General features: G+C 43.6%; 11 protein-coding genes, 1 pseudogene and 1 riboswitch. Of the genes and pseudogenes, 7 read left to right on the forward strand and 5 right to left on the reverse strand.

What is annotated here, in order from left to right:
- Positions 1-313: 313 nt before the first annotated feature.
- Positions 314-838 (reverse strand): DUF3087 family protein, encoded by a 525-nt coding sequence (locus AB4138_RS18125; RefSeq protein WP_371721795.1) that lies wholly within the window; start codon positions 836-838, stop codon positions 314-316.
- 255 nt (positions 839-1,093) lie between these two features.
- Here AB4138_RS18125 and trmY point away from each other — a divergent pair, with 255 nt between their 5' ends.
- Entirely contained in the window at positions 1,094-1,693 is a 600-nt protein-coding gene (trmY, locus tag AB4138_RS18130; protein WP_017061702.1) for a tRNA (pseudouridine(54)-N(1))-methyltransferase TrmY, read from the forward strand.
- Between the two features lie 103 nt (positions 1,694-1,796).
- On the opposite strand, the gene AB4138_RS18135 is transcribed toward trmY, so the two are convergent.
- Entirely contained in the window at positions 1,797-2,897 is a 1,101-nt protein-coding gene (locus AB4138_RS18135; protein WP_017061701.1) for a permease, read from the reverse strand.
- 233 nt (positions 2,898-3,130) lie between these two features.
- Here AB4138_RS18135 and AB4138_RS18140 point away from each other — a divergent pair, with 233 nt between their 5' ends.
- Positions 3,131-3,427 carry a helix-turn-helix transcriptional regulator gene (locus tag AB4138_RS18140; protein ID WP_004733042.1) on the forward strand — a complete coding sequence of 99 codons (297 nt, stop codon included), beginning with the start codon at positions 3,131-3,133 and terminating at the stop codon, positions 3,425-3,427.
- Positions 3,411-3,941: pseudogene (locus AB4138_RS18145) on the forward strand (sigma-70 family RNA polymerase sigma factor). Before AB4138_RS18140 ends, AB4138_RS18145 begins: the two are co-directional and overlap by 17 nt.
- 120 nt (positions 3,942-4,061) lie before the next feature.
- Here AB4138_RS18145 and AB4138_RS18150 read toward each other — a convergent pair.
- Positions 4,062-4,676 carry a YitT family protein gene (locus AB4138_RS18150; RefSeq protein WP_017065874.1) on the reverse strand — a complete coding sequence of 205 codons (615 nt, stop codon included), beginning with the start codon at positions 4,674-4,676 and terminating at the stop codon, positions 4,062-4,064.
- A 460-nt stretch (positions 4,677-5,136) separates the two neighbouring features.
- The gene (locus AB4138_RS18155; RefSeq protein ID WP_017061698.1) at positions 5,137-5,286 is read right to left on the reverse strand and encodes a hypothetical protein; all 150 of its coding nucleotides are present in this window, start codon (positions 5,284-5,286) and stop codon (positions 5,137-5,139) included.
- Positions 5,287-5,315: 29 nt separating this feature from the next.
- Between AB4138_RS18155 and AB4138_RS18160 the strand changes: the two genes are divergently transcribed.
- The 3 genes from AB4138_RS18160 (at position 5,316) to AB4138_RS18170 (ending at position 7,904) form a co-directional block, all read left to right on the forward strand.
- Positions 5,316-6,527 carry an MFS transporter gene (locus tag AB4138_RS18160; protein ID WP_102429223.1) on the forward strand — a complete coding sequence of 404 codons (1,212 nt, stop codon included), beginning with the start codon at positions 5,316-5,318 and terminating at the stop codon, positions 6,525-6,527.
- A gap of 224 nt (positions 6,528-6,751) precedes the next feature.
- On the forward strand, positions 6,752-7,477 hold the full coding sequence (locus AB4138_RS18165; RefSeq protein WP_372128359.1) for a sulfite exporter TauE/SafE family protein: 726 nt from the start codon (positions 6,752-6,754) through the stop codon (positions 7,475-7,477).
- A gap of 64 nt (positions 7,478-7,541) precedes the next feature.
- On the forward strand, positions 7,542-7,904 hold the full coding sequence (locus AB4138_RS18170; RefSeq protein ID WP_372123206.1) for an MmcQ/YjbR family DNA-binding protein: 363 nt from the start codon (positions 7,542-7,544) through the stop codon (positions 7,902-7,904).
- Positions 7,905-7,957: 53 nt separating this feature from the next.
- On the opposite strand, the gene AB4138_RS18175 is transcribed toward AB4138_RS18170, so the two are convergent.
- Positions 7,958-8,704: a phosphatase PAP2 family protein gene (locus AB4138_RS18175; RefSeq protein ID WP_372123208.1), complete on the reverse strand. Its 747-nt coding sequence runs from the start codon at positions 8,702-8,704 to the stop codon at positions 7,958-7,960.
- Between the two features lie 386 nt (positions 8,705-9,090).
- Positions 9,091-9,241: riboswitch (FMN riboswitch) on the forward strand.
- A gap of 186 nt (positions 9,242-9,427) precedes the next feature.
- Between AB4138_RS18175 and ribB the strand changes: the two genes are divergently transcribed.
- The gene (gene ribB, locus AB4138_RS18180; RefSeq protein WP_004733029.1) at positions 9,428-10,084 is read left to right on the forward strand and encodes a 3,4-dihydroxy-2-butanone-4-phosphate synthase; all 657 of its coding nucleotides are present in this window, start codon (positions 9,428-9,430) and stop codon (positions 10,082-10,084) included.
- Positions 10,085-10,158: the final 74 nt, after the last annotated feature.

The raw sequence follows: 10,158 nt of genomic DNA on the forward strand, positions 1-10,158 counted from the left end.
TTAAATTGTTAAAGAGCTTTGCTTCTCAAAACTTTCTTTTTACAAAGAAACCCTTGAAAGCGGACGTGAATTCTAGCGATTTAATCTTAAGTGTCAAACACTTTTTAAATTAATTTCTTTCGAACTTTCCGTCTTACTGATTACTGCTGAAGCCTTGTGGCGTCTGCCGTGTCAGTGAGGCGGCATTATAGAGATCATCGAAAACATGGCAACCCCTTTTTTGATAAAAATTCAAAAAACCTTCTTAAGTGGCTACTTTTGCGTCAAAAGGCTCTTTCATCGCTCAAAGCTCATACAATAATGGGCATATTACTTAAAACTTTGCGATTAGATCTTTCGAAAAAGCCTCTATATCTAGTTCAATACTCCATCTCTCACTCAATTCTAAGATCTTATCTAGCGATTGCTGAACTGTTTTTATCGTCAATGTGTTGTTGTCTAGGTCGTATACCTGTTTTTGCGTGGTGTAATAGAAGTAAAGGATGGTCAGCGCGTCTCGGTCGCCTTGTTCAGCTTTGGGTTGAATACGCTTGAGCTTACGATAAATTTGATTATGGATTTGTTTAAGGTTCCATACATAAAGCGCTTCTTTGAAGTAATCATGCCCTTTCACACGATTCGCGATAATTGCATTCAATGCAACAGATAAGATCACACCTAATACGTTCAAGTGGAAATTACCTGTCGATTCACCCTCGATTGATTGTCCTGAACCAAATAGTTCAATCAGTATGGTTCCGAATACAATGGCGAACACGGCGAGTGAACCAACCAATGAAACCAATAACAGGTTCATCTTCTTTCTATATTCTTCTTTATTGATCTTCTGTAACTTCATTGACTACTTCCTTTTGCAAGCTACTTAATAATTTGCACATACTATCTACGTTAACATTGGGTCGCTTCAACCTTAACCATCTTGTAATGTGGTCATTATCTATTTAATAAGCAGAGTTCTTCTGGTTGTCACTATACGCAACTCTATTTGACTTCATTAATAGAAAAGAGTTACATACCGCCACAATTTTGGTTATTCATCAATTCATGTTGATAAGGCCGTTTCGCTTTATCACATACTGACAAGGTACATTCCATGCGTTCATTCGTATTACGCGCTCGCGCAGCCCCTACAGAGAGCAAACTTATCTTAGAAGGTGTTGGGCAAGATGCTCATACTGAGATTCTGGCTCATACTCTGATGAACACGATCTTCGTTGCTCAATCTCACCGTGAGAATGTCACCGTGCACCTTGTATTAGAAAGTACTAAAGACTTTTCACGTACGATTACATTCGATTCAAACGAGATCACCAACATTGGTGGCTTTCATGAATCGGCATTGTTATCAGCGGTAGTAAGAGCGGTTGATGCTTCTCAAGGTATGACCAAAGAGCAGACTCGTCAGGTTGAACCGGGAATCGTCGTTCGCACTATGAGCTTTGAAAAACTAGTCAAAGAACTGGCTGAAGACCACCAGCTGTACATGATGGATAAAAAAGGCGACTTTATCCGTGATGCAGAGATTGCGGAAAACCCATGTTTCCTTCTGACTGACCACATCCCAATGCCGAAGAAAAGCTACAACAGCTTAAAGCGCTTAGGAACAGAAAAGATCAGCTTAGGCCCGAACATGCTGTTTGCTTCTCAGTGTGTTGTGTTGATCAACAATGAGCTTGATATTCGCGGTTTCTAATCTCCGAACTAATAGTCTCAACGCAAAAAGAGCTCAACTATGTGAGCTCTTTTTTATTATCTATCTCTTTGTATCAATGGTGTTATCTCGAAATCAGACCTGATTAACCAAAGATGAAGCTGTATAGGAAGCCTGCACCCATCGCCATGCTTAGGATAACGAATAGGAATGCTGCAATCATTTGGTTCTTGAAGATTGATTTAAGCAGGATAACTTCCGTCAAACTTGCACCTGCACTACCAATGATCAATGCCATTACTGAACCCAACGCCATACCTTTCTGTACTAGAGCTGCACTTAATGGGATTACCGCTTCAGCACGAATGTACAGTGGAATACCAATCACGGCTGCTACTGGAATCGCATACCACATACCTTCACCAGCGTACTGTGCAATAAGGTCTGTAGGAATGAAGCCGTAGATGAATGAACCAATCGCGATACCCATCATTAGGTAAGGGAAAACTTGTTTAAAATCTTTCCAAGTTGAGAACCAAATTCTCATCCAACGGCTAGGTTCTTTCTTCTCTACGATTTCAGCTGTTGCGCTTCCATCCGCTGAACAGCATGAAACCGTTACTTGTGGCTCTTCTTTTTTAGAATCGCAGCAAGATGTCTCTTTTGCCATTACTGGTGCAGGTTCGCCACATGCACTTGTACCACATGAAGATTCTGCTTTAACCGGTGCTGCTTTCTTAGGAGCAGAGTCACCACAGCTAGTGCCACAGCTTGAAGCTGAACCTGTTGATTCATACGCTTCAGGTTTTACGTAACGCTCAAAGCCAAGCTTCTCAAGTGCGTAACCAGCCACTACAGACACCGTCATTGCTACAAGGAAGTAGAACACAGCAACTTGCCAACCGAAGGTAATCACAAACAAACCAATGATCACTGGGTTCAATAGTGGGCTACCAAATAGGAACACCATCATTGGACCGAAACCCGCTCTTGCACGCAGCAATCCTTTTAAGAAAGGAATGGTCGAACATGAACAGAAAGGTGTAATTGCACCCAGTAGTGCTGCTACTACATAACCCTTACCATTACGTGAGCTCAGGATAGATTGAATCTTTTCTGGTGTAAGGAACTCTTGAAGAATCCCAACAATGTAGCTGATCGCTAAGAAAAAGATAATTAGCTCTACTGCTAAGAAAGCGAACATATCAAGTGCGTCTTTCAGCATTGTTAACATTTCATTGCTCATAATTAACTCCAAACTGGATTGAAGGTCGGGCTCTATGAGAAAAGTAACCAATCCTTAATTTCGAATATTCTCGAATTATAGAAATAAACAGCTCCAGAACAAGCATTATTTCGACAAAAATCGAAATTATTTTCGAAAACACAGTTTTTCAATAACTTACACAGACACCGTTTTTAAATTTGAATTCGACATACATTTCGACTAACATCGAAATTAAATCTTGAGGAGTTAATATGAACTTAGAAGTCGTTGCGAAAGCACTTAAAGAGTTGGGGCACCCTATTCGCCTAACCATTTATAAGAGTGTCGTTAAAGCTGGCTACCAAGGCATTGCAGTTGGCGGCCTACAAGAAGAGCTAGGCATTCCCGGTTCTACCTTGTCTCACCACATATCAAGCTTGGCGTCTGCGGGCCTAATCAGCCAAAGACGAGAAGGAAGAACTCTATTCTGCGTGGCGGAGTATGAGTGCCTAGAAGGTGTGATTGATTTCTTACAAGACGAATGTTGCGTAAATGAACAGTGCAACTAATGCACCTTTGAAGCTCGAACAAGTCTGGGCCGAGTATCAGCAAGCATTAAAGTCATTCCTGCATTCAAAGGTCAACAACTCTGCGGATGTAGACGACTTGCTCCAAGATATCTTGATTAAGACCTAGTTAGCCAACAACACCATTATCGACTTCTACCGTAAGCATGCACGCCAACAACGTGATAGCCAAATTGATGCTGAAGATCTGTGGTTTACCGATTTAGACCACGACTCTGAATTTAAGCAGAAACTTTCATTGTGTATTGAACCTTTTATTCAGGCATTGCCAGAACAAAGTTCATCGCTACTGCTTGCGGTCGACATCAAAGGCCAAAGCCAAAAAGAGATCGCAGAAGCGCAGAACGTCAGCTATTCAACGGTTAAATCCCGCGTGCAAAAAAGCCGTGCTGATCTTAAGAACCTGTTTGAAGAGTGTTGTAACTTGTCCCTTGATCAACAAGGCAATGTGATTGATTGCGAGCTTAAGCCGAACGCCAGCTGCGGCAAGTGTTAATCGTTACATCGAATCCGTTATTTCAATAGAACAAAGCCAGCAATTAATGCTGGCTTTGTTGTTTTCATAATCTGCAAATCACTCTTTACTTAAGCAAATCTAGAGCTTGAGCGAACCGAACTATGCTGCTTCCGCTTTTACCACAGGTTGATAGCGCCCCGGTTTATGATTCATTGCTAGAATCAAGTTGGTGACTATCGCACCAAGCACAGACAGAAGAACCAATGACACATCAACAATGAACAGAGAAAGCACAACAATCGTGCAGTCTAATGCCATCTGAACCTTACCTGCTCGAATTCCAAAACGTTCTTGTAAGAACAACGCCAGAATGTTGAAGCCACCTAAGCTCATCTTGTGACGGAAAATCACCAGCATGCCGGTACCAATCAAGCCACCACCAAGTAAAGCTGCATACAATGCATGAATTTCGGCAATTTGAATCACGTGATACAAGTGATCCACGGCGAAAGAAACAATCGAAACCGCGATAAACGTATTGATTGTGAAGCGCCAGCCCATACGAGCAACCGACAAAATATAGAAAGGTAAGTTAAGTGCGAAGAATACTTGGCCAAAGCTCAAATCTGTTACTTTGGTAATGAAGATCGCTAGACCAGCCGTGCCCCCGGTGAGCAAACCGACTTGGTTGAAAAAGATAACGCCGAGTGAAACCAATGCGCTACCTAAGATCAGTGCCAGTAAGTTTTCGCGAAGATTATGATCTTTATCCATGTGAATGACTCTCCCTGAATCTTTTAACATCGCGTTTCAGTAGTCTTGAAACGATTTATGCCCAAATTTACGATGTTTGACAGATAAGTCGAGTGAACGAGCAATGTTGCTTAGTGATTAGTTTGTATATTAGTTTTTACAGCTTTGTGAAACTTTAAATTAAACAGCTAGTTATAAGCCTTAATTTAGACTTTCATTCTTAATTAGATACTTGTTTCTATTAACTAACGAGCTTCAAGTTTTCTTATTTATTGAGCGCGTTTTATACCAATTCCAATCAAGCGACAATCTATGCATAAAACGCATAGACTACATCACAAATGGTCATTTGATACATACCCGACTCATCACTATGATGCGCGACTTCTTACAACATTGAGCGCATGTCAACACCGTATGTTTTCACAATCTCTTTTTGCCCAACTTGCCAGAATGACGTTATTCCTCGTCATTAGTTTGGTTATTGTGCATCACAGTCAGCCATTGATTGATCTCTTGGCTCAGCATGCCGTAAGCAGTGGTTGCCACCAGCAGTCAGGGCATGATCATTCTGGGCACGAACATCACCATGAGATGACTGACCAACACATGTCAGCGCAAGACCACTCACATCACCACCATTAATTTAAGAGTATTAGAATGAGCATTTTCCGTTTTCCTTTACTGGTATGGCTAGGGATAGGCACACTTATTATCAGTCTAGGGATCAGACAATCATTCGGCATTTTCATGATGCCAATTTCAGAGCATTTCGGCACGGGTCGAGAGTTTTTCAGCTTCTCTATTGCTCTACAAAACTTATTGTTCGGTGTGTTCCAACCTTTTGTTGGTATGGCCGCTGACAAATGGGGAGCAAGACGCATCATTATTGCTGGCGCATGTGCTTACGGTTTGGGTTTACTTCTTACCTCAATTTCTACCGAATCGAGCATGCTTTACGTTTCGTTAGGCGCACTGGTTGGTCTTGGCTTGAGTGCGACAAGTTACGTGATCGTGCTTGGCGCAGTAGCGAAAGTTGTACCAGCAGAGCACGCGGCTAAGGCGTTTGGCTTAACCACGGCTGCAGGTTCATTTGGTATGTTCGCGGTAATTCCGGGCGCACAATACATGCTGAATGAATTTGACTGGCAGAGTGCGATGCAAGTGTTTGGCGTACTGTGTTGTTTGATGATCTCTTTTGCGCTGTTCATGCGAGCGCCTAAAGCAGCCTCAAACAAACAAGCGCAAGCTGAAGAGAACCAAACACTCAAAGAAGCGTTGTCTGAAGCGTTTGCTCACAAAGGTTACTGGTTGATTCACGCGGGCTTCTTCGTGTGCGGTTTCCACGTAATGTTTATCGCAACGCACTTACCGAGCTATTTAGCAGATAAAGACCTACCCGCGAGCAGCGCTGCAATGGCACTGGCTTACGTTGGCATCTTCAACATCTTCGGGTCTTACTTCTGGGGTGTAATGGGCGACAAGTTCAGCAAACGCCACGTTATGTCTGCACTGTACTTAGTGCGTACTGTGGTTATCGGTGCGTTTGTTACTCTGCCTGTGACTGAATCAACCGCGGCTATCTTCGGTGCGGCAATTGGATTCTGTTGGTTGGGTACGGTTCCGCTAACGTCTGGCTTAGTACGTCAGATCTTCGGTGCCCGTTACCTATCAACGTTGTACGGTTTGGTGTTCTTTACTCACCAAGTGGGTAGCTTCTTAGGCGCTTGGGTGGGTGGTCGTATATACGATTACTACGGTTCTTACGAGCCAATCTGGTGGTCAACGGTGGTACTGGCATTTGCAGCAGCACTTATCCATTTACCAATCAATGACAAGCCGATTGAGCGAGTGAAATTGGCAATGGCTTAACGTTTTATGCTGACTCCCCCACTAGCGTAAACAACAAGTCGTTCCAATAAAGCGAGTGAGTATTGAAAGGAAGCATCCTGAGATACTCACTCGCTTTTTTGTTGGTCGCGATAATAGAAACTATAACTAGCGAAACTGGCATAAAGCTCACTGAATAATAAGACTATTCTCTTGGTTTTCATTTATAGTATCCACCCGCTCCTTTAAAACTAATCCGCAGGCTTATGGAATACATGGATCAGACTGTCCTTATCGCAATGGCACTTATTTTTGTCGGCTCATTTGTGCAAACCGCAATCGGCTTTGGTTTGGCCATTGTTGCAGCTCCACTGCTGTTTTTGGTCTCTCCTGATTATGTACCTGCACCTATCTGTTTAATCGGTCTGTTTATCTCGTTATTCAACGCTTTTAAACATCGAGCAAATATCTCTATTGGCGGATTAAAAATCGCATTGCTGGGCCGCATTCCGGGGTCACTGGCAGGTGGCGCTTTGTTAGTGATGGTTTCAACGAGCGTGTTATCACTATGGTTGGGCTTATTGGTTGTATTCGCCGTGATTGTTAGCTTACTGCCGTTTAGGTTAGAACCGACGCCTGCCAAAATGGGTATCGCGGGATTCTTCTCAGGCTTCTTCGGTACCAGCTCTGGTATTGGTGGGCCGCCAATGGCACTGCTACTCCAACACCAAGATGCCAATCAACTTCGTGGTAACCTATCTGCGTTTTTTGTGTTTAGTTCTATCATTTCATTACTGGTACAGATCCCAATTGGCTTCTTCACGATGCACCATTTGATCATCACAATCCCGCTACTTCCTGCCGCTTGGTTGGGTTACAAGGTAGCGTTATTGACGACGCAAAGCATTCCTAAAGAGAAGATACGTATCGGCTCTTTGTTACTATGTTCTATCAGCGGCTTCACTGCTATTTGGCAAGGCTTAGCTAGCTAGAAGCAGAAACATCGATAAAACAACAAACACACAGATCCACCACCAAATTATGAAAGGGCGTTCTATGACATACGACGAGTTCAATGCATTCTGTGAATCACAAGCAGCCACCAGCTACGTGATGCAGTGGAATAACTCGCACGTTTGGAAAGTGGGTGGCAAGGTGTTTGCGATTGGTGGTTGGGGACCGAAAGATGAGCCTGCGTTTATCTTCAAGGCGTCCGATCAGAATTTCGACTTTCTCAAAGAAGAGCCGGGCTATAAACCCGCACCCTACTTTGCTTCACGCGGTATGAAATGGATTCAGCTGTTTGAAAGCACGCCACAAAGGGATGAGGAGCTGAGATACTATCTCATTGAGTCACACCGAATTGTGTCCTTAGGTCTAACCAAAAAGAAGCAAGCAGAGCTAGGGCTCAATCAGTAGCGTTTATTACGTACTGCTAATCTGAGCCCTTCTTTTGCAGTGAGGACGGATCCCTAAGAAGTCTGTTTCAAAAATGCAGGTAAATAGCGTTCTATTTTTTGCTCTGAGATAAGCGGCACCAATAAATAGATCAAACCCGCAAAGGTAATAGATCCGGCTAAGTCCTCTGGTCGATGCATGCCAAGCCAAACACGGCTATAGGCGACACCACCAGCCCAAACCAGTAAACCGCCGACTAGATAAAAGCGTTTCGCCTCTAGGAGAAGACCACCAAAAAACGCCAAACACACACCGACAAAGATCATATGTCCAGATGGGAAAGAGTAGTCAGTTTCACCCAACCAGTGACGCGTTCGCCACTCGCTCACCTTATCTTGTACAGACTCAATCGCAGCATTCTTTTCAACCAATGGTAATTCGTAAAACACTTCTGGCATATCAACCACTTCCTGCGTCACCAAATACTCAGAATAAGGACGAGGGCTCTCAGTGGAATGCTTTAAGAAGGTTTTCGCTGCAAAGCTAAGCACCAACAACAAGCCGAGCTGCAGACAAAGACTGACTAACTTAGCTTTGGAAAACTTCATCGTGAACAATACTAAAGACAAAATCGCTAGCGTTACCAAGAATCCTTGATTGCCCGCAGAGTAAGTCACAAACGTTATGAAGGCGCCATAGAAAGGCAAAACAGCACTTCCAAGGTCGAAGTCAGATCCAAAGATCAAAAAGGGTATGAGGGAATACAAACTTAGAACGAGCAGTAATAAGCCTTTGGATTTGTTAGAGAACAGAGAAGTCATGGCTAAGATCTTTTAGATAAAGTGGTCGGATGCTATCGCAGCTTAGCATCGTCAATATCAATTTTATGTCAAAACGGTCAGTCAGCCGTCATGGTGTAACAATATTCGATTAATGGACCTCTTGAGTATTGATTCGGTGAACAGCCACACCAGCACCAATAATGTTCAACATCCATTTATGTTCATAGAGATAGCAAAAATCACTGAAACCAGACGAGACAAAGGCATCATCCCACTAATAGACTACCGGACGCGTTCTGCTGATAAAGTGAACACTTACCGGATTATAAGGCCAGAATCTTAAAAACTTTGCTGTCAGTCCTTTAAATCCACTATTGAAAGGATTACCATCTGGTCTGCTTTCAAAAGCAAAACAGATTATTAATTTTTATTCTCAGGGCGGGGCGAAATTCCCCACCGGCGGTATGTCCTTAGCAAAATCTAAAGATAAGCCCGCGAGCGCTCGATTCGTCGAGGTCAGCAGATCTGGTGAGATGCCAGAGCCGACGGTCATAGTCCGGATGAGAGAGAATGAAAACACACTCGTTTAAGTTGGAAAGGCGCACCTATCTATTGGGTTCATGCCTCCAACTTAGGCGGGTGCATTTCGTTTTGGATAAAACCATAATGAGCTAAAGTTGACTTGTAATGAGTAGGCTTTGTTGTGCTCGGTTGAGATCCCTCATACAGCCCTGATTCTGGTGATATTTTAGGAGTTTAACCATGAATCAGTCTTCACTACTTGCCGAATTTGGCGAACCAATCACTCGCGTTGAAAACGCACTGCAAGCTCTACGCGAAGGTCGTGGCGTACTTCTACTTGACGATGAAGATCGTGAGAACGAGGGCGACATCATCTACTCAGTAGAACACCTGACGAATGCTCAAATGGCGCTTATGATCCGCGAATGCAGCGGCATTGTGTGTCTGTGTCTAACTGACGAGCAAGCGAACCAACTTGAACTTCCACCTATGGTTGTTGATAACAACAGCGCAAACCAAACTGCGTTTACCGTCACTATCGAAGCGAAAGTTGGTGTAACAACAGGTGTTTCTGCCGCTGACCGTGTAACAACGATCAAGACAGCTGCAAATCCAACAGCTAAGCCTACTGACCTTGCTCGCCCTGGCCACGTATTCCCATTGCGTGCTCGTAAAGGTGGTGTACTTGCTCGTCGCGGCCACACAGAAGGTACAGTGGATCTTATGCAAATGGCTGGTCTTCAATCTGCCGGTGTACTGTGTGAAGTAACAAACCCAGATGGCACGATGGCAAAAGCGCCAGAGATCGTTGCTTTCGGTAAAATGCACAACATGCCAGTACTGACCATTGAAGACATGGTTATGTACCGCACTGAGTTCGACCTTAAGCTTGCATAACGCTTAATCGTCAGTGTCCAGCGCTGGCGATAATTGGATCGCTAATAAATATTGAAAGGCCTAATTCTTTAATG

This window comes from Vibrio sp. 10N.286.52.C3 (assembly GCF_041468865.1).
Taxonomy (GTDB): domain Bacteria; phylum Pseudomonadota; class Gammaproteobacteria; order Enterobacterales; family Vibrionaceae; genus Vibrio; species Vibrio crassostreae_C.